Origin of the sequence: Lysobacter sp. Root983, assembly GCF_001429345.1 — a bacterium.
Classification (GTDB): Bacteria; Pseudomonadota; Gammaproteobacteria; order Xanthomonadales; family Xanthomonadaceae; genus Lysobacter.
Map to the genome: position 1 here is coordinate 442,046 of NZ_LMJO01000001.1, position 19,814 is coordinate 461,859.

15 protein-coding genes are annotated in these 19,814 nt (G+C 67.3%); 3 read left to right on the plus strand and 12 right to left on the minus strand.

The window, feature by feature from the left end:
* Window positions 1-66: 66 nt before the first annotated feature.
* A complete protein-coding gene (locus ASE43_RS02050; RefSeq protein WP_057159280.1) occupies window positions 67-840 on the minus strand; it encodes an SDR family oxidoreductase in 774 nt (257 codons plus the stop codon).
* A gap of 387 nt (window positions 841-1,227) precedes the next feature.
* Between ASE43_RS02050 and ASE43_RS02055 the strand changes: the two genes are divergently transcribed.
* Window positions 1,228-3,036 carry a CocE/NonD family hydrolase gene (locus ASE43_RS02055; protein ID WP_057159281.1) on the plus strand — a complete coding sequence of 603 codons (1,809 nt, stop codon included), beginning with the start codon at window positions 1,228-1,230 and terminating at the stop codon, window positions 3,034-3,036.
* Window positions 3,037-3,144: 108 nt separating this feature from the next.
* Here ASE43_RS02055 and ASE43_RS02060 read toward each other — a convergent pair whose 3' ends face one another.
* The 8 genes from ASE43_RS02060 to ASE43_RS02095 form a co-directional block, all read right to left on the minus strand.
* Window positions 3,145-3,570, minus strand: coding sequence for a hypothetical protein (locus ASE43_RS02060; RefSeq protein ID WP_056174696.1), 426 nt, complete (start codon window positions 3,568-3,570; stop codon window positions 3,145-3,147).
* 100 nt (window positions 3,571-3,670) lie between these two features.
* Window positions 3,671-6,046 carry a heavy metal translocating P-type ATPase gene (locus tag ASE43_RS02065; RefSeq protein ID WP_082607041.1) on the minus strand — a complete coding sequence of 792 codons (2,376 nt, stop codon included), beginning with the start codon at window positions 6,044-6,046 and terminating at the stop codon, window positions 3,671-3,673.
* Window positions 6,043-6,441, minus strand: a complete 399-nt coding sequence (locus ASE43_RS02070) for a heavy metal-responsive transcriptional regulator (RefSeq protein WP_057159282.1) — start codon at window positions 6,439-6,441, stop codon at window positions 6,043-6,045. Before ASE43_RS02070 ends, ASE43_RS02065 begins: the two co-directional genes overlap by 4 nt.
* A 110-nt stretch (window positions 6,442-6,551) precedes the next feature.
* Entirely contained in the window at window positions 6,552-7,211 is a 660-nt protein-coding gene (locus ASE43_RS22885; protein ID WP_343123554.1) for a DUF411 domain-containing protein, read from the minus strand.
* 15 nt (window positions 7,212-7,226) lie between these two features.
* Window positions 7,227-8,018 carry a cytochrome c gene (locus ASE43_RS02080; protein ID WP_082607042.1) on the minus strand — a complete coding sequence of 264 codons (792 nt, stop codon included), beginning with the start codon at window positions 8,016-8,018 and terminating at the stop codon, window positions 7,227-7,229.
* A 10-nt stretch (window positions 8,019-8,028) separates the two neighbouring features.
* A complete protein-coding gene (locus ASE43_RS02085) occupies window positions 8,029-9,009 on the minus strand; it encodes a copper resistance protein B (RefSeq protein WP_057159283.1) in 981 nt (326 codons plus the stop codon).
* A complete protein-coding gene (locus ASE43_RS02090; RefSeq protein WP_057159284.1) occupies window positions 9,006-10,823 on the minus strand; it encodes a copper resistance system multicopper oxidase in 1,818 nt (605 codons plus the stop codon). Before ASE43_RS02090 ends, ASE43_RS02085 begins: the two co-directional genes overlap by 4 nt.
* Before the next feature lie 121 nt (window positions 10,824-10,944).
* Window positions 10,945-11,403, minus strand: a complete 459-nt coding sequence (locus tag ASE43_RS02095) for a CopL family metal-binding regulatory protein (RefSeq protein ID WP_057159285.1) — start codon at window positions 11,401-11,403, stop codon at window positions 10,945-10,947.
* Between the two features lie 196 nt (window positions 11,404-11,599).
* Here ASE43_RS02095 and ASE43_RS02100 point away from each other — a divergent pair, with 196 nt between their 5' ends.
* Window positions 11,600-12,658 carry a DNA topoisomerase IB gene (locus ASE43_RS02100; protein ID WP_057159286.1) on the plus strand — a complete coding sequence of 353 codons (1,059 nt, stop codon included), beginning with the start codon at window positions 11,600-11,602 and terminating at the stop codon, window positions 12,656-12,658.
* Window positions 12,659-12,718: 60 nt separating this feature from the next.
* On the opposite strand, the gene ASE43_RS02105 is transcribed toward ASE43_RS02100, so the two are convergent.
* From ASE43_RS02105 to ASE43_RS20980, 3 genes are all read right to left on the minus strand, one after another.
* The gene (locus ASE43_RS02105) at window positions 12,719-15,799 is read right to left on the minus strand and encodes an efflux RND transporter permease subunit (RefSeq protein ID WP_057159287.1); all 3,081 of its coding nucleotides are present in this window, start codon (window positions 15,797-15,799) and stop codon (window positions 12,719-12,721) included.
* Complete coding sequence (locus ASE43_RS02110; protein ID WP_057159288.1) at window positions 15,796-16,893, minus strand: efflux RND transporter periplasmic adaptor subunit; 1,098 nt, start codon at window positions 16,891-16,893, stop codon at window positions 15,796-15,798. Before ASE43_RS02110 ends, ASE43_RS02105 begins: the two co-directional genes overlap by 4 nt.
* 827 nt (window positions 16,894-17,720) lie before the next feature.
* Window positions 17,721-18,140, minus strand: coding sequence for an H-NS histone family protein (locus tag ASE43_RS20980; RefSeq protein ID WP_082576277.1), 420 nt, complete (start codon window positions 18,138-18,140; stop codon window positions 17,721-17,723).
* Between the two features lie 1,180 nt (window positions 18,141-19,320).
* On the opposite strand from ASE43_RS20980, the gene ASE43_RS02120 reads away from it, so the two are divergent.
* A complete protein-coding gene (locus tag ASE43_RS02120) occupies window positions 19,321-19,767 on the plus strand; it encodes a hypothetical protein (protein WP_162258730.1) in 447 nt (148 codons plus the stop codon).
* Window positions 19,768-19,814 lie beyond the last annotated feature (47 nt).

Sequence of the window (19,814 nt, forward strand, 5' to 3'; positions counted from 1 at the left end):
ACGCCGCCGCGCCCGTCGCGCCCCACCGAGCGCACGGCGACGCGGGCGCGGCCGTGCGCGATGAGGTCACTTGGTGGTGTAACCGCCGTTGATCAGCAGGGTCTGGCCGGTGATCCACCAACCCTCGGACACCAGGAAGCGGACGAAGGGCACCACGTCCTCGATGTCGGTCAGGCCGGTCTTGGAGAACGGCGACAGCGCCGCGGCGCTCTTGTGGTACTCGACCGCGTCGGCGCCTTCGGCCGGATAGAAGAACGGCGTATCCATCGGGCCCGGGCCGATCGCGGTGACCGAAATGCCGCGCTGGCCGAACTCCTTGGACGCGGCGCGGGTGTAGTGCTCAACCGGCGCCTTGGTGCCCGCGTAGGCGGCGTAGTAGGGCGTGAACGCACCCAACAGCGAGGTCACCAGGGTGCAGACCTTGCCGTTGTCGTTGAGGTGACGGCCGGCCTGCTGCAGGAAGAAGAATGCCGACTTCGAATTCACCGCCGTCATCTCGTCGTATTCGGCTTCGCTGATGTCGACGAAGGGCTTCTTCAGGACTTTACCGACGGTATTGATGGCGATGTCGGGCCGCCCCACCGCGGCGACCGCGTCTTCGAAAAGCTTGGCCATCGCACCGGCGCTGGTCAGGTCGGCCTGCAGCGCGACCGCATGCGCGCCCGCGGCTTTCACCGCCGCCACCGTGGCCTCGGCGTCGGCGCGAGTCGCCGCGCTGTTGTAATGGATCGCCACGGCCTTGACGCCGTGCTTGGCCAGATCGCGTGCGATCAAGCCGCCTAGATTCTTGGCGCCGCCAGCGATCAGCGCGACTTTGCCGTTGAGAGAATGATCTGCCATGAACGTCTCCGTGGTGAGGGGAGATCCGATTCTAGGCAAGGCCATCGTCCGCATTGGCCGGGCGATCGTGGATGGATTATCCAGAGAATCGGCCCAATGACGCAGCGGTCGCAAGCGGGGATCTGTACATCCGCGGCCCCACGAAGACCGGTTCCCGTCGCCACGAGCGCGGCCAGGCACCGGCGCTACCCAGCGCCGGTGAAGCCCTCGGATTAAGTGGCATTTATGTGGCTTGAAGATGCCTTACACGCCAGCAGCCGCCATCTACCAGCCTGCGAATGTGCCCATTGCGCGTGCCCGCCGCAGCGGAATCGCGGCGACAAGCGTGCAGGACACTCGACAGCCGGTCCGATCGTGGCGACGATTCGCTGAAATAGGAGAAACCTCATGCACGCACGCGTCATCGCAGGCGGGATCCTGGGCGCCTTGTGGCTGGCCGGATCGGCTGTCGCCCAGGAGCCGAAGCCCAAGACACCCGAGATCGCGTTTCAATGGAACGTGAGGATTCCGCTGCGCGATGGCGTGAACCTCAGTGCGATCCGCTATCGCCCGCAGGCCCAGCAAGTCGGCACGCCGTGCATTTTCGCGCTGACTCCGTACACGGCCCAGCGCAATCATCCGCGCGCGATGTACTTCGCCGGCCAGGGTTACACCTACTACGCCGTCGACGTGCGCGGCCGCGGCAATTCCGAAGGCGTATTCACGCCGATGCTGCAGGAGGCGAAGGACGGCTACGACGTGAGCGAATGGCTGGCGCGACAGCCCGAATGCAACGGCAAGGTCGCGATGAGCGGTGGATCGTATGGCGGCTACAGCCAATGGGCGGTAGCCAAAGAGTTGCCGCCGCATCTGGTGACGATCGTTCCGGTGGCGGCGGTGGGGCCGGGCATCGATTTCCCGATCCTCAACAACATTCCCTATACCTACAACATGCAATGGCTGACCTTCGTCAGCGGCCATGCCTCGCAGGATCGGATTTTCGCGGATGGCGCGTTCTGGGGCGCGCAATACAAGCGTTGGTACGAGGCGCACGCGCCGTTCAAGGAACTCGATACCTACATCGGCAATCCGTCGCCGATCTTCCAAGGCTGGATCGAGCATCCGCAACAGGACGCCTACTGGGACAGTTATCGGCCATCGCCCGAGCAGTACGCGAAGATGACGACGCCGATCCTGAGCATTACCGGCCACTACGACGACGATCAGCCGGGCGCGCTGAGCTACTACAAGGAGCACATGCGCCACGGCGGCAGCCGCGCCAAGGCCGCGCACTACCTGATCATCGGCCCGTGGGATCACGACGGCACCAATATTCCGCAGGCGGAGATGGGCGGGCTCAAGTTCGCGCCGGCCGCCTTGATCGACATGCCCGCCCTGCATATCGCGTGGTACGACTGGGTTTTGAAGCAGGGCAAGAAACCCGAGTTCCTGAAGGACAAGGTCGCGTTCTACATGGTCGGCGAGGAGGCCTGGCGTTACGCGCCGTCGCTGCAGGCCGCCACCGCGAGCACCCAGACTTGGTATCTGGATTCGCAAGGCGGCCGTGCCAACGATGTATTCGAAGCCGGCCAACTGCGCGGCGCGCCGTCGGCCGCCAGCACGCCGGACCGATACGTCTACGATCCGCTGGACACAAGCCCGCTGCAGTACGAGTACCGGCCGGAGGTGTTCGCGCCGGGCTACGCCTACATCCTCGATCAACGCGGGACGCAGTTGTCGTCGGGCAAGCAGTTGGTCTACCACACGCCCGTGCTGGAGCGCGATACCGACATCGCCGGTTTCTTCAAGCTATCGGCGTACATCGCCCTGGATCAGCCGGACACCGACTTCACCGCGAAGCTTTACGAAGTCAGAGCCGACGGCAGCACGGTATACCTGACCCAGGAGCTCAAGCGCGCGCGCTATCGCGCAAGTCTGCGCGAGGCGGTATTGGTCACGCCGGGCAAAGTGGAGCGTTACGACTTCGATCGCTTTCCCTTCACCGCGCGACGCTTGAGCCAAGGCAGCCGCCTACGCCTGGTGATCGCGCCGCTGAACAGCCTGGCGATGCAGAAGAACTACAACAGCGGCGGCGTCGCCGCGGACGAATCCGGCAAGGATGCGCGCAAGGTGACGGTGACGCTGTATCACGATGCGCAGCATCCCAGCGCCTTGTACGTACCGATCGCGGCGAAGTCTTCGGTTGGCGAGAACTAGCGTCGCCTAGGCGCCCTGGCGAGGCGGGCTGACTCTGATCGTCAAGTCCGTGCGGTACGGGGAACGCCAAGCGAGGTATGCCTGGCCGGCGGCCCTTGCGAATCGGGCTTAATGCACCGCTTCGTTACCGCCGCTAGGCCCATCCAGCGAGGGTCGCTGGCTGTCGGCGAGTTCCTTTTCGAACTCGGCCTCGAACTGCTCGAAACTCAGGCCGCGGTCGGCGGCTTCCTGGGCGGCGGCGGCGCTGAGCGCGGGCGAGAACTTGAGCTGCACGGTTTCGCCTTCGCGCTCGTGCAGCGCGGCCGCGCGCTTGAGCATGATCAACACCTTGGCGGCGCTGTCGGAGCCGCCGACGATGCGTCCGCCCAGGCCCAGGGTCCATTCGCCGTCGCGCCGCACGATGCCGCCCAGCAACTGGCCGTTGCGGTCGCGCATCTCGGCGTGGGGCTCGATCGCGGGCGGGGCGGGGGCGCGGGCGGCCTTGGCGGCCTTGCGCTTCTTGGCGTCGCGACGGGCTTTGGAATGGATCGACATGGGGCTTCCTCTGGCCGCTACCGGACTGTCTACGCGCAGATCATAGCCCGAGCCGGAAGGCGCCGCGCCCCGTCGCCGGGAGCGCGGCGCGGCCTGGCGTTCAGCCGATCCGTGTCGAGTTCAGGCGCAGGGCGTTGGCCACCACCGACACCGAGCTCAGGCTCATCGCCAGCGCGGCGATCATCGGACTCAACAGGCTGCCGGTGAACGGATACAGCAGACCCGCCGCGATCGGTACGCCCAGCGCGTTGTAGAGGAAGGCGAAGGCGAGGTTCTGTTTCATGTTGGCCACCGCCGCCGCCGAAATCGCGCGTGCGCGCACGATGCCGTTCAGATCGCCCTTGATCAGGGTGACCTGGGCGCTGGCCATGGCCACGTCGGTGCCGGTGCCCATGGCGATGCCGACGTCGGCGCTGGCCAGCGCGGGGGCGTCGTTGATGCCGTCGCCGGCCATGGCCACGTGTCGGCCCTGCGCGCGCAGGCGTTCCACCAGCGCCGCCTTGTCCTGCGGCCGCATCTCGCCGTGCACGCCGTCCAGACCCAGCTTGCGGCCGACCGCGTGCGCGGTGGTCGCGGCGTCGCCGCTGGCCATGACCACCTTGAGGCCGGCGTCCTGCAGCGCACGGATCGCGGCGGCGGTGGTGGCCTTGATCGGGTCGGCCACCGCCAGCACGCCGGCGGCGCGGCCGTCCACGGCCAGGAACATCGCGCTGGCGCCGTCCTGGCGCAGGGTTTCGGCCTGGGCCGCCAGGTCGCCGAGCTCAACGCCGTCCTGCGCCATCAAGGCCGCGTTGCCTAGCGCCAAACGTCGCTCGCCGATGCGCCCGCGCACGCCCTGGCCCGTCGCGGAATCGAAGTCCTGCGCGCCTTCCAACGCCAGGCCACGTGCGCGTGCGGCGGCGATCAGGGCCGCCGCCAGCGGGTGCTCGCTGCCCTGGTCCAGGCTGGCGGCCAGGCGCAGCACCTCGTCGGGCGTGCGGCCTTCGACCGCGATCGCATCGCGGAACGCGGGCCGGCCTTCGGTGAGGGTGCCGGTCTTGTCCACGATCAGGGTATCGATCTCGCGCAGGCGCTCGATCGCTTCGGCGTCGCGGAACAGCACGCCGGCTTCGGCGGCGCGGCCGCTGGCGACCATGATCGACATCGGCGTGGCCAGGCCCAGCGCGCAGGGGCAGGCGATGATCAGCACCGCGACCGCGTTGAGCACGCCATAGGTCCACGAGGGTTCCGGGCCGAACAGGCCCCAGCCGAGCAGGGTGGCCACGGCGATGCCGAGCACGCCCAGCACGAACCAGAACGCGACCCGATCGGCCATGCGCTGCATCGGCGCGCGCGAGCGCTGCGCCTGCGCCACCAGTTGCACGATCTGCGCCAGCACCGTGTCGGCGCCCACGCGCGAGGCGCGCATGACCAGGCTGCCGGTGCCGTTGAGGGTGGCGCCGATCAGGTTGTCGCCGGCCTGCTTGGCGACCGGCATCGGCTCACCGGTCAGCATCGATTCGTCGATGCTGGAGCGGCCGTCCAGCACTTCGCCGTCCACCGGTACCTTCTCGCCCGGACGCACGCGCAGACGGTCGCCGACCTGCACCTGCGCCAGCGGCACGTCCTCCTCCTCGCCGTCGTCGCGCAAGCGGCGGGCGTGGTCCGGCGCCAGGCCGAGCAGGCGCTTGATCGCGGCCGAGGTCTTGGAGCGCGCGCGCAGTTCCAGCAACTGCCCCAGCAGGGTCAGCGACACGATCACCGCGGCTGCCTCGTAGTAGACGCCGACGCGGCCATGCTCTCGGAACGAGGCCGGGAAGATGCCCGGCGCCAAGGTCGCCACCACGCTGTAGCCGAAAGCCGCGGCCACGCCGATGCCGATCAGGGTCCACATGTTGGGGCTGCGATTGCGGATCGAGGCCAGGCAACGTTGGAGGAACGGCCAACCGGCCCACAGCACCACCGGCGCGCTCAAGGCGAGTTCCAGCCAGGTGCGGGTGTCGGTGGACAGCGCCGACCAGCGGTGGCCGAACATCGCCAGCAGCAGGGTCGCCACGCTCAGCGGCAAGGTCCAGGCGAAACGGCGGCCGAAATCGCGCAGTTCCGGATTGTCTTCCTCGTCCAGGCTGGGCATGTCCGGCTCCAGCGCCATGCCGCAGATCGGGCAGGTGCCGGGCCCGATCTGGCGCACGTCCGGATGCATGGGGCAGGTGTAGATCGTGCCGGCCGGCGCCGCCACCGTTTCGGCGGGCGAGGGCGCGAGGTACTTGAGCGGATCGGCGACGAACTTATTGCGGCACCCGGCCGAGCAGAAGGCGTGATCGTGGCCTTCGTGCTGGGCGTGGTGCGGGCTCTTGGCCGGATCCACGCGCATGCCGCAGACCGGATCGATCACGGTCGGGACGCCGGCGTCGGCGGACTTGTTCGCGCAGCAGGCATGCGCGGCGGCGGGGGCGGGCGTCGGATGCGCGCTGTGGTCGTGGTCGCGGTGGTTCATGCGTCCTCCTGCGCCAGCGCGGCCAGGATCGGGCAACGCTGCAGCGCGCCGTGGCCGGGACAGGCCTCGATCAGCATGCGCAGGCCGTCGCGGATGAGGCTCAGTTCGGCCAGCTTGCGCTCGACATCGGCGAGCTTCTCGCTCGCGGCCGCCTTGAGGCTGCCCATGTCGTCGTCGCGGCGCGAGGACAGTTCCAGCAGGTCGCGGATCTCGACCAGGGTGAAGCCCAGCGCCTTGGCGCGGCGCAGGAAGCGCAGGCGTTCGACGTCGCGCTCGTCATAGGCCCGATAGCCCGAGGCCTGACGCTCGGGAGGCGGCAGGATGCCGTTGCGTTCGTAGTAGCGCACGGTGTCGATGGGAACGCCGGCGCGTTTGGCCAGTAGACCGATCTGCATGGCTGCAGTCCCTTGAAGAGAGTGGAGAGGGGGCCAGTCTCCGGTCTGGACCATGGTCCAGAGTCAAGCCTTCGCGGGCGACGGCGTGCGCCGCCGCCCGCGCCTAGGGCTCAGTGTCGGGCGTAGGCCGTGGTCGTGCCGTCGTCGGCCACCAGTTCGACGGCGTAGGCCTGCTTGCTGCCGTCGGGCATCTCCATGCCCGGCGAACCGGCAGGCATGCCCGGAACGGTCAGACCGCGCGCCTGCGGACGTTCCTGGAGCAGGCGCTGGATATCCACGGCGGGGACATGCCCCTCGACGAAATAGCCGCCGACTTCGGCGGTGTGGCAGGAGCCTTTGGCGTAGGGCACGCCCAGGCGCTCCTTGATCGCCGACAGGTCCTCGCGATCGCGCACTTCGACCTCGAACCCGGCCGCGCGCACGTGATCGACCCAGAGGCTGCAGCAGCCGCAGGTCGGACTCTTGTGCACCACCATTTTCGGCCGCGATGCGGACACGGAGGCGGTCGCAGGCTTGGCGTGGTCGGCTTGCTCGCCGTGAGCCGCGTGCGCGCTGTGATCGGCGTGATCGGCGTGATCGGCGTGATCGGCGTGATCGGCGTGATCGGCGTGATCGGCGTGATCGTCAGCAGCTTGCGAGGCAGAGGCGGCTGTGGGTGTCGCCGGCGTCGTTGCCGCGACGGCTCGCTCCGGCGCGGCGGTGTCGCTGCAGGCGCTGGCCGCCAACGCGACGCTCAACGCGACGACGAATCGGCTCGTTGCTGGTTTCATCGTGGATCCTCGCGGTCAATGCGCATGCTCATGCGCCTGGTGTTCGTCGGTGGGCGGTTCGGCGGGCGCGGCTCGCGGCGCGACCGCCTTGGTCGGCGCCTTCGGCGTTGGCGCGTGCGCATGCGGCTTGCCATCGGCGGGGGCGTGAGCGGACTCGGACGCGGCGCCTGGCTCGCTCGCGGCCAGTTGGCTCACCGCTTCGTGGTGGCCGTGTCCTTGCGTCTCGACGGGCGCGGTGCGGCCGTGGTGGTCGTCGCCGGCTGCGGTCTCGCCGCCGCCGTGCGAATGTCCGCCACTTTCGGCGACCAGTGCGCGGTACTGGGCCGCGTCCATGCTCGGCAAGGCCTGCAATAAGGCCGCCATGTTCCAGATGTACTCGTCGCCCATGCTCGCGCCCCAGGCCGGCATGCCCGAGGCCTTGATCCCGTGCTTGATGGTCCAGAACGCGTGGCGCGGATCGACCGGCGTCTTGCTGAGGTCGGGCGGGGCAGGGTAGAGGCCGCGGCTGAGCTCGGTGCTCTGCATGCCCGGCGCCAGGTGGCAGCCGGAACACATGGCCTGGTAATTGCCCGCGCCCTGGCGGATGCGCGCCGGACTGTTCAGATCCGGCGGGGCCTGCAACTCGTCCGCACGCGCGGCGATCGAGCGTTCGCGTACGGTTTCCAGCAGCGCGTACACCGGTCGCGTATGCGGCGTGTCGGCGCCGACGTCGTAGACGCCAGCGAAGACCAGGCCGCCTGCCGCCACCGCCAATGCCGTCGCGGCGATGGCGACCGCCACCGCCGCCTTTCGGGTTGTGAGAGTCATGGTCGTGCCCTCAGAACCAGATCCGCACGCCGGCGACGACGCGGGTGTCCTCGCGGGCTTCGCCTTCGTCGCGGCGCAACTCGGCGGTGTTGCCGAAGCTGCGTTCGTGGACCACGCCCACATATGGCGCGAAGCGGCGGCTGAACTCGTAGCGCAGGCGCAGTCCGGCTTCCAGCGTACTCAGTCCGGAGCCGATGCCGCGGCGCGTGTCCTGGCTGCCGTTGAAGTCCAACTCGACCAGCGGCTGCAGGATCAGGCGATTGGTCAGCAGCACGTCGTACTCGGCCTCGACATTGGCCGCGACGCGTCCCGAGGCGCCGACATAGGCGGTGGCCTGAACCTCGAACTTGTAGGGCGACATGCCCTGCACACCGACGGCCAGCCAATCCTGCGAGCGACCGGGTTTGAAGTCGTGCTTCAAGCCGACCACCACGTCCCACCAGGGCGTGACGCTGCGGCCGTACAGCACCTCCAGATCGGCCGCGGCGGTGGCGCCGCCTTCGCGTTCGCCCTCGCTGCGCAACCACACGCGGTTGAGATCGCTGCCGAACCAGGCCGTGGCCTCCCAGGCCTCGCTGCGACCGTGGTCGGTGTCGCCGACTTCGAGGCGATCGAACAGGACATAGCTGTTGAACTCACGCGCGTGCTGCATGTGGTGACGCAGGCGCGGGAAGGCGGCCGCGCGGTCGGCGTCGGTTACCTCGGGAATGGGTTCGCGCGGGGTCTGGCTCGCCGCCGACGGGGCCGTGTCGGCCATGGCCGCGTGGTCCATCTTCGAATGGTCCATGCTGTCGTGATCGGCATTCACCTTGCTGGGCGCGGCATGCCCCATCGCGGCGTGGTCCACGGCCGGCTCGGTCGCGACCGGCGCGGGTTCGGGCGGCGTCGGCGCGGCCTGCGCAGCGTGATGCTGGGCCTGCGCGGCCCCGACGAAGGCCAGCGTCAATGCGGCCGCGAGCGCGGCGCGGCGCGGAGAGTGGAGGGCGCTCATTCTTCGACCCTCACTTCGCGCATCATGCCCGCTTCCATGTGGTAGAGCAGATGGCAGTGGTAGGCCCAGCGGCCCAGCGCGTCGGCGCGCACGCGATAACTGCGGCGGGTTCCGGGCGGCATGTCGATGGTGTGTTTGCGCACCTGGAAATCGCCTTGCTCGTTCTCCAGGTCGCTCCACAGCCCGTGCAGATGGATCGGGTGGGTCATCATGGTGTCGTTGACCAGGGTGATGCGCATGCGCTCGCCGTAGTTCAGGCGCAGCGGCTGCGCATCCATGAACTTCAGCCCGTCGAACGACCAGGCGAACTTCTCCATATGGCCGGTCAGATGCAGCTCGACCGTGCGGCTGGGCTCACGGCCATCGGGATCCTCGAACAGGCTCTTGAGGTCGGCGTAGCGCAACACGCGGCGCCCGTTGTCGCGCAATCCGATGCCCGGATCGTCCAGCCGCGGCGTGCTGGCCATCGTCTGCATGTCGATCAGCGGGTTGCCGTTTTCGCTGGCCGGGTGCGTCGCACCGCCGTCCATGCCTGCCATGCCGCCGCCGGAATGGTCCATGCCGGCCATGCCCATGCTGGCGCCGCAGCCGCCTTCGGGCATCGTCTTTTGCTTGGGTGCGCCGTGGCTGCCGTGGTCCATGCTGCCGTGATCCATGCCGCCGTGGCCCATATCGTCCATGGTCAAGATGACGCGCGGATCGGACGCAGGCACCGGCGCCGACAGGCCCTCGCGCACCGCCAGGGTGCCGCGCGCATAGCCGGTGCGGCCCATGTCCTGGGCGAAGATCGTGTACGCATCCTGGCCCGAGGGTTCGACGATCACGTCGAAGGTCTCGGCCACCGCGATGCGGAACTCGTCGACGCTGACCGGATGAATGTACTGGCCGTCGGCCGCGACCACGGTCATCTTCAGGCCGGGGATGCGCACGTCGAAGTAGCTCATCGCCGAGGCGTTGATGAAGCGCAGCAGGACCCTCTCGCCCGAACGGAACAGCCCGGTCCAGTTGGCCGCCGGCGCGGTTCCGTTGAGCAGGTAGGTGTAAGTGTGCGCGTTGATGTCCGACAGATCGGTCGGGGTCATGCGCATGCGCCCCCACTGGCCGCGATCGCGCAGGGTCGCCGCTAGGCCCTGCTCGCGCGCGTCGCGGGCGAAGTCGCCGACCGTGCGCTTGTAGGTGTTGTCGTAGTCCGACATCTTCTTCATGCGCCGGAACAGCGCGGCCGGATCCAGATCGGTCCAGTCCGACAGCAGCATCACGTGCTCGCGGTCGTAGTGGAACGGCGGCGGCTGCAACGGATCGACCACGATCGCGCCGTACAGCCCGGCCTGTTCCTGGAACATCGAATGGCTGTGGTACCAGTAGCTGCCCGACTGACGCAGCTGAAAGCGATAGGCGTAGGTCTCGCCCGGCGGAATGCCGTCGAAACTCAGGCCCGGCACGCCGTCCATGTTGGCCGGCAGCAGGATGCCGTGCCAATGGATGGAGCTGGTGTCGCGCAGGCGGTTGGCGACGCGCAAGGTGACCGTGTCGCCCTCGCGCCAACGCAGGATCGGGCCCGGCAGCGAGCCGTTGACGGTGATCGCCGGGCGCACCCGGCCGGTGAAGTTGACCGGCGCCGCGTCGATGGCGAGGTCGAAATCGAGGCCACGCAGTTCGCGTGCGGTGGTGGCCAGCGCCGCGCCCGCGAACGCGGGCGAGCGCCACAGGCCCAGGCCCGCGGCGACACCGCCCGCGGCCAGACCGGTGACGAAACGCCGGCGCGAAGGCTCGGCCAGGGCATCCGGCCGTCGGCCGGAGAAATCGGAAGACATCGTCGAACTCCAAAGGATCGATAACGCCGACGCACGATGCGATCGGCGACACCAGGCCGCGTAGGCGCGAACGCCGCACGCGACCTGCCTGAGCGCGCCGCGACGGCGGCGCGTGGAGCGCTTAAGCGATGGGAGGTCGGATGGGGTAGGGCAGGGCCGGCGCGTCGTGATCGACCGACATCGGCCGCGCGATCAGGCTGTGGCCGATATGCGCGCCGCCGAGGGCGAACGCGATCGCCGTGGCCGGCGCGGGTTGCAGGCAGGAGCAGGTGCAGGTCGGCGACTTGCAGCAGTCCGGCTGGGCGCCGTCGGGCGCCTGGCCTTGGCCGTGATGGCGGTGATCGGAGGGCGCCGACATCGACGCCTGATCCATCGCGGCCATCGCCATGCCGTCGTGAGCCATGCCGCCTGCAGCCATGCCGCCTGCAGCCATGCCGTCGTGGCAAGAGGTCTGGACGGTGGCCGCCGCTTCGATCGCGGCGCTCATATGCGTCAACTGCATTTGCGTGGACGCGACCGCGTACGCCGATCCGTTGAGGATCAGGCCGACGCACAGCAGCAGTCGCAGCAGGACGGACATCACCCGACTACTTTAGCGCCAGCGCGTGGGCTTGTCGCCAAATCCGCCGAAAAACGCCGGTGCAAGCCTGAACCATGGTTCAGACCCTGGCCCCCTCCCGAGCGGCGGCGGTCGGGCGTTTTCATCGCGTTGACGGACCGCTGCGTATGTGTGGCGCATGGCTAAACCCGCGAAGGCCGTACCCACGCCCGGTCCCATGCCCGACGCCGCGTCCGCGCGCGTGGCCGCGCAGGCCGGCCTGCGCTACGTCAGCGACGCCGATCCCGGCATCGCGCGCCTGCGCTCGGGGCGCGGCTTCCGCTACCGCGACGCCCAGGGGCGCGCCGTGCGCGACCCGACCACCCTGGAGCGGATCCGCTCGCTGGCGGTACCGCCGGCCTATCGCGAGGTCTGGATCTGCGCCCAGGCCAGCGGCCACTTGCAAGCCACCGGCCGCGATGCGCGCGGGCGCAAGCAGTACCGCTACCACCCGGATTGGCGGCACGCACGCGACCACGGAAAATTCGACCGCATCGTGGAGTTCGGCGCAGCGCTGCCGCGCCTGCGCCGGCGCTTGCGCAGCGATCTCCAGCTGGCCGGCTTTCCACGCGCCAAAGTGCTGGCGATCGTGGTCGCGTTGATGGCCGACACCCTGCTGCGCGTCGGCAACGACGCCTACATGCGCAGCAACGGCACGTTCGGCCTGAGCACCTTGCGTAACCGCCACATCGACTTCCTGCGCGACGGTCGCGCGCGTTTGCACTTCCGCGGCAAAGGCGGGCAGATGCACGACGTCGCCATCGACGACGCCAAACTGGTGAAACAGATCCGGCGCTGCCAGCAACTGCCCGGGCAGTCGCTGTTCCAGTACCGCGACGACGACGGCACGGTGCAGCCGGTGGATTCGGATGCGATCAACGGCTACCTGCGCGAGGTCATGGGCGGCGAGTTCAGCGCCAAGGATTTCCGCACCTGGGGCGCGACCCTGGCCGCCTTCCGACGCCTGGCCCAGCTGCCGCTACCAGAGGGCAAGCGGAGCGCAACGCCCAGCGAGCGTGCCTTGGCTCGGATCGAGAAGGCGGTCGTAGGCGAAGTTGCGCAAGCCTTGCGCAACACGCCGGCGGTCTGCCGCAAGTCGTACATCGATCCCACCGTCTTCGCGGGCTGGCGCGAGGAGGCCTTGGCGTCGTACGCGGCGCGAGCGCGTGGGCACCGCCAGTGGGAGCTGGCGATGCTCGGTTTCCTCAAGCGTCGCCGCCGGCGGCGCAAATCCTGAAACGCCAGCGCCGGGCACGGCCTGGTCGCCGTACCCGGATCGGTGAGACCGTTGGCGTCGTCAGGCCGGAGGCGTGTGCTGCCGCGGATGCGAGGAGCGGCGGCGGAAACGCCGCGTCATCCATTCGCCCAGATCGTCGACGACGGTGAACGCCGCCGGGATCACGATCAGGCTCAGCAGGGTCGACGTGATCAGGCCGCCGATGACCGCGATCGCCATCGGCGCGCGGAAACTGGAATCGCCGGAGAAGCCCATCGCGATCGGCATCATGCCCGCGCCCATGGCCAGCGTGGTCATGATGATCGGCTGGGCGCGCTTGCGGCAGGCGTCGATCAGGGCGTCGTGCTGGCTCAGGCCGTGTTCGTCCTCGGCGATCACCGCGTAATCGACCAGCAGGATCGAGTTCTTGGTGGCGATGCCGATCAGCATCAGCAGACCGATCAAGGCCGGCAACGACAGCATGTTCTGGGTCAGCAGCAGCGCGCCGAACGCGCCGCCCGCGCACAGCGGCACCGCGGTCAGGATGGTCAAGGGCATCAGCGCATGGTTGAACAGCAGCAACAGCACCATGTAGATGCAGATCAGGCCCGCGGCCATCGCCAGCATGAAGCCGATGAACAGTTCGACGAAGACTTCGGCGTCGCCGGTATTGAGGAAGCTCACGCCGGGCGGCAGTTGCTTCACGCTGGGCAGCTTTTGCACCGTCTCCATCACATCGCCCAGCGGCCGGCCATTGAGTTCGGCGGTCAAGGTGACGTTGCGCTGGCGCTGGTAACGCGAGATCAGCGACGGGCCGCTGCCCATCTTGATGTCCGCGACCGCCGCCAAGGGCACCGGCCCGTAGCGGCCGGGCACGCGCAACTGCCCGATCAGGGCCGGATTCGCCAGGGTCGCCTCGGAGAATCCCACGCGGATCGGAATCTGGCGGTCGGGCAGGTTGAGCTTGGCCAGGCGCTGCTCGTAGTCGCCGGCGGTCGCGATGCGCGCGGCCTCGGCGATGTCGGCGGTGGCCACGCCCAGGTCGGCGGCCCGCGCCGGGTCCGGCAATATCTGGATCTCGGGCCGCAACAACGATGCCGACGAAGTCACGCTGCCCAGGCCGGGTATGCGGCGCAGGTCGCGTTCCAAGGCGATCGCCGCATCCTGCAGATGCTGCGGATCGTCGCCGGACAACACCAGCTGCAGTTGATTGCCGGGCTCGGAACTGACGTAGCTCACGCGCACGCCGGCCAGCTGGGCCAGTCGCGAACGCGCCTCGCGTTCCAGCACGCGCTGGTCGCGCTCGCGCTCGTCCGCCACGCCCCAGTCCAATACCAGGGTGGCCTTGCGCGACTCGCCGATGCCGGTGGTGGAGGGATCGCCCAGGTCCAGCACGCTGCCGATCGCGGTGTAGACCTGCTTGAGCTCCGGCATGTCCTTGAGCAGCACGCGCGCGCGTTCGGCCACCGCCTTGGTTTCCTCCAGGCGCGTGCCCGGCGGCAGTTCCAGGCTCAGGTTGCTGCGCCCCAGATCGGACTGCGGGATGAAGGTGGCGGGGATCAGCGGCACCAGCGCCAGCGAGGCGACGAACAGACCGGTAGCGATCCACAGCGTGCGCGCGCGATGGCGCAGGGCCGCGTCCACCCAGCCCAGGTACCAGCGCATCAGCTTGCTATCGCCTTTCTCCTCGCCATGCGGCTTGAGCAGATAGGCGGCCATCATCGGCGTCAGCAGACGCGCCACCAATAGCGAGAACAACACCGCGGTGGCCGCGGTCCAGCCGAACTCGCGGAAGAACTTGCCGGCGATGCCGGGCATGAAGGCGACCGGCACGAACACCGCCGCCAGGGTCAGCGAGGTCGCGATCACCGCGTTGCCGATCTCGTTGGCCGCCTCGCGGGCAGCCTCCAGCGGCGGTTTGCCCATGCGCAGATGGCGCACGATGTTCTCGATCTCAACGATGGCGTCGTCGACCAGGATGCCCACCACCACCGACAGCGCCAGCAGTGTGATCAGGTTCAAGGTGAAACCGAACCAGTACATCACCGCGAAGGTCGGGATGATCGACAAGGGCAGGGCCAGCGCCGATACCCAGGTCGCGCGCCAGTCGCGCAGGAACAGCCACACCACCAGCAGGGCCAGCAACGCGCCCTCCCACAACATGGTCATCGACGAATCGTAGGAACGATGGGTCTCGTCGATGACGGTGGTGACCAGGCGGAAGTCGATGCCCGCGTGGCTGGCCTTGAGGGCGTCCAGCGCCTTGTGCACGCCTTCCTCGACCTTGACCTCGCTGGAGCCGCGCGTGCGCGACATCGAGAACGCGACCACGTCGCGCCCGTCCAGCAAGGCTGCCTCGGTGGGGTCGGCGGCGGCATCGGTCACCTTGGCCAGCGCCGACAGACGCACCGAGCGCCCGTCCGGCAGGCTGATCGTGTAATCGCGCAAGGCCTGCGCGTTGCCGACCGTGCCCAGGGTGCGGATGGTCTGCTGCGCACCGTCCAGTTCGGCCTTGCCGCCGGCGCGCTCGACCTGGATCTGGGCGAGCTGATGCGACACGGCGCCGGCGGTGACGCCGAAAGCCTGCAGTGCGTTCGCGTCCAGGTCCACGCGCACCTGTCGCTGCACGCCGCCCACGCGCGTGACCCGGGCCACGCCGGGCACGCCGTACATGGCGCGCGAGACCTCGCGATCGACGAACCAGCTGGCCTCGTCCGGCGTCATCTGCGGCGCGACCAGGGCGTAGGTCATCAGCGAGCCGCCGATATCGACCTTGGAGATCACCGGCTCCTGGATGTCCTGCGGCAGGTCGGTGCGGATGCGCGTGACCGCGTCGCGGGTGTCGTCCAGCGCGGTGGCCAGATCGGCTTCGAGCTGGAACTCGATGGTGGTGGTGCTGACGCCTTCGCTGACCGTCGAGATCACCCGTTTGACGTTGGTCACCGTGGCGACCGAGTCCTCGACCTTGCGGGTGACCTCGGCCTCGAGCTGGCTGGGCGAGGCGCCGGGCTGAGTGATCGTGACCGTGGTCATCGGGAAGGCGATATCGGGGAAGCGCGCCACCGGCAGCTTGTGGAAGCCCCACAGCCCGGCCACGCACAACACGAAGAACACCATCAGCGCCGGCAACGGCCGCTTGATCGCCCAGGCGGAGAAATTCATCGTGCGGCCTTCCCGGCCGCGGCGGCCGGCACCACCCGCACGCGATCGCCGTCGCCGAGGAAGCCCGCGCCTTCGGCGACCACCCGATCGCCGTCCTTCAAGCCTTGCACGATCTCGACCTGGCCGTTGCCGGTCTGGCCGGTGCGCACGCGCACGCGCTGCACGGTCTGCTGGTCCTTCATCGTGAACACATAGCTATGACCGTCGCGCTGCACCACAGCCGCGGTGGGCACCATCAGCGCACGGCCGGCGCCGGTGACGATGCGGCCTTCCACATAGACGCCGGGCTTGAGCGGCCCCGGCTCGGGCAGATCGACGTACACCGTGCCGGTGCGGGTCTGCGCATCGACGCCGGGCGTGACCGCGCGGATGCGCCCGGCGATGATGCCGCCGCCATACGGCAGCTCGACCGTGTTGCCGACGGCGACGCCGGCCAGTTGGTCCTCGGGCAACTCGGCGCGCCATTCCAGACGGCCGTCGCGAATCAGGCGCAGCAGCTCGTTGCCCGCGGCCACGACCTGGCCCGGCTGCACCAGCCGCTTGGAGATGACGCCATCGGCGGGCGCGCGCAGTTCTGCGAAGTCGCGCCGCAGCTTGGCCGCATCGCGACCCGCGCGGGCGGTGGCGACTTGCGCCTCGGCCTGCACGCGGGTGGCGCGCAGCTCGTCCAGATTGCCGGCGCTGATCAATTGCTCGGCCGCCAGTTTGGCGCCGCGATCGTAGCTGACCTGCGCCAGCGACAAGGACGCCTGCGCCTGCCGCAGCGAGGCTTCGGCCTGGGCCAACTCGCTGTCCAGCGTGCGATGGTCCAGTTCCAGCAGCACTTGGCCTTTGCGCACCGACTGCCCGACATCGACCAGCAACGAGGTCACTCGCTGCCCGCTGAGTTCCACCCCGAGCTGCATCTCCTCAAAAGGCGACACCGGCCCGGACACCAGCACGCTGCGCGCCAGAGGCTGCGCACGCGCCGCAACCAGCGATACCGCCAGGGCCGACGCGTCGCTGGCCTTGTCTTCCTCCTTGGCACCTCCGCACGCCGCCAACAGCGAGCAGACCAGGAACACGATTAGCCAACGCGGGGAGCGTGCACGCATGGAAGATTCCGTAGAAGAAAAGTAGTAAGCCCGTTTCGGCGCAGTCGCTGAGGGGGTCACACGACGACCGATCCAACGGCAGACGAATCCAGACTCTGACTGGCGCATCGTGACCCAGCTTAGGGCGGCGAGTTTAAGAAGGGATTAATAAGTTCCCGGCGCGGGGCGTCGCAGGCGGCAGCGCGGCGGGAGTAGGGGAGAGCGCAACGCACAGAAGCGGGGCCTGGATCACAACGTGCGATGGGCCCCTTGCGCGCGAGATCAGCACGCCCTCACATCCAGCGATCTGTGGTCAGCAAGCGCGAACGACACCCACCATGCTCAGGCTGTCTCCGTTCCCGATGGCCCAGCGCTCGTAATCGTCCTCGATTCATCGCGCGATAGCAAGTGATTCTCATTAGCATTTAATCGCGACCAAGCAAGCCTCTGACGGGTCGGGCAAAACGTCAGGGGCTGGTGATCGCTGCCGGACGACGGCAGCTGGGATCCGCCGTGATTGGATCCGGAGCACCTGCACCCAGGGCGATGGGGCGAAACTGGCCGGCTAGAGAGCGGCCGCGATCGACAACGTAGCCGGTCTATAGCTCAGGACCGCGCCGGACATCGCGCTGCGCGCAAAACCAGGGCTGATGCGAGTACCAACCGGCCGGAATGAAATCTGGAGGCCGGCGCTGAGCGTGAGACGGCTGGATCTGGTCGGAATCCATAAGTTGCGCACGCGCGGAGATGGCGGATCTCACGAAGAACCTGGCGGTTAGCGAGTGTCATCTAGGGTAGGGGACGCAGCTTCCGACCCAAGGCAGCCATTCGCGACTTCCGATTTCGCGTCATCCTTGCTTGATGAGCGTTCGTTGGCCTATTGATCCGCCCTTGCGTGCGGTTGGCTTTCCTAGGCCGGGAATCAGGAAGTCCGTGACGCTCCGGCCATACTTCGTCTTCTGGGCCAGCCATCGCGGCATACGTCCACGGCCCGACCAGGTGTTGCGCATGTTCTCTGGGTCTCGGTACTTGGCAGCAACTTTGCTCGCCTTTCGCCGCGGCGCTCGCTTCTTAGTCGCAATCTCAGCTACCGGCTGATCGCCATAGAGTTCCTCGATCGTGTAGCCGTACTGGGCGGCGAGTGCGATCATTTTTCGACGCACTAAAGCAATGGGGCGACGGCTGGAAATCAGCCGCATTCGCTGCTCCGCGGCGGTCAGTAGGGACTTCAGTTCCGAGAGGTTGAGCTTATCGACATCAATGTTCATGCCGCTTAGGGTCCAGGCATGCCTATCAACCTGTCAACCAACATGCCGATGTCCTGTGATGAGAATGTGCTTTCGGCAGGAAGTTGCAGGCAGTCGAAGTAACCGCCATCAGACTCCAGCCAGCCGGTATGTTGCTCGCGGATCTGGCGTCCGAAGCTGACAAAGCGGGTTGCTGACACGAGGCCTGGGTCCAGGTTCGTATTTTACATAATATGCATTATGCGAAGTATTCGTACATGGCTTTTAGGAAGGCTCTGGCGCCATGGACCGCCGCATGGAGGCTGATGGCGGGATAGGTGAAGTTGTTACATCCCGACAGGTAATGCCGTTACTTCGACCAAATTCGGCCCGCTCAGCAAAAGTCACATCTTTTCCTGATTCGTCGGTAGGACAACAACTTGTGTTCGATCTGCCAGGTGATGCCGTGACTTTTCCGCGAGGGTTCCGGCTCAAGAAATGTCACAGCGATACCTGTCGCCGCCTCAGCAAATGTCACATCTTTGCCTGACAAAGTTGAAGCAGTGTTGCGTGCTTTCTACGGCTTGTCGCGGACCCATGCAACGCTGCTTGCGATCACCCTGGTAAGTCGTGCTTCAATTGTCAGACGTATAGCTGCTTGCTCTCGATCTCGTGATTCCTCACTCACACTTCCGTAATTCCTCCCTACCCGTCCCCTGGGCAAATTTTGGCCTACGCATGAAAGAGGCGCGCGTGGCTGCAGGACTCAGCCAGGGAGAGGTAGCAAAGCGATGCAACAAGAGGGGCAACAGTTGGGTCTCCCAGCTAGAGCGCGGTATTTTCCCTCGATCGCTCCATGATGTGCCGTTGTTGGCTGCAGCACTCGAGGTTAGTCCTCTGTGGCTTCTGACGGGGCTCGACAATGGCAGCGATGTGACCGCTAGCGAAGAGGTCGCGATCGAAGTACTCGCGTACCCGGAGGATCGTCTCAAGGCTATGAGGCCACGGGACATACTGCAGTTTGTGGGTGCCAGCGGAAAGCGTCACTTCCTGCTCTGGGCTGAGGCACTCGTCAATCCAGTCGACGCGCCGATCCGTCACGGCTTGTTGCTGTGCGAACGAATGGAACGTCGGATTCCCCGCGCGATGCCATCGGTGACGCTAGGCCGCCGCGGCTACTACTACGAGGCTGCCAGTCATGCGTCCGCCGGTAGGACCGGCCATGCCGTCGTGGGAATGGTTGCCGCGCCGACCAAACGCTGGCGACCGGAACCTGCAGGCTTGGATCGTTGACGCCGAGCAGCAGCGACGATTCGAGCTAAAACTTGGTGTGGGGGTAAAATTCACTATGGTCGAAGATCAAGACGTGCCTGCTTTCCTAGAGGTCGGCCTGCATCTGAGTTACATGAACTATGGCGCTACCGGCGAAGGGATGACTTATTGCCTGGCTATTGCCCATAGCGCTGAAGGTGCAGAACGTCTCCTGATGTCCAAACTTACGCCTTACTTTCATTCGATGATTGTGACGGTTCGTATTGCAGCCGATGCCAACGAGAACGTCCATAAGATGATGGCTTGGATTCCAGAGGCGGCGAAAGAGCGGCTGCGCCGCATCCCGGTCCGCGGCGGCGCCCAGTATTTCACCGAGTTCCACTACAACCTTTCGTAGCCGGTCCTTGTGGAAAAGACGAATGGCGGCTTGACTGCGACGCTCGG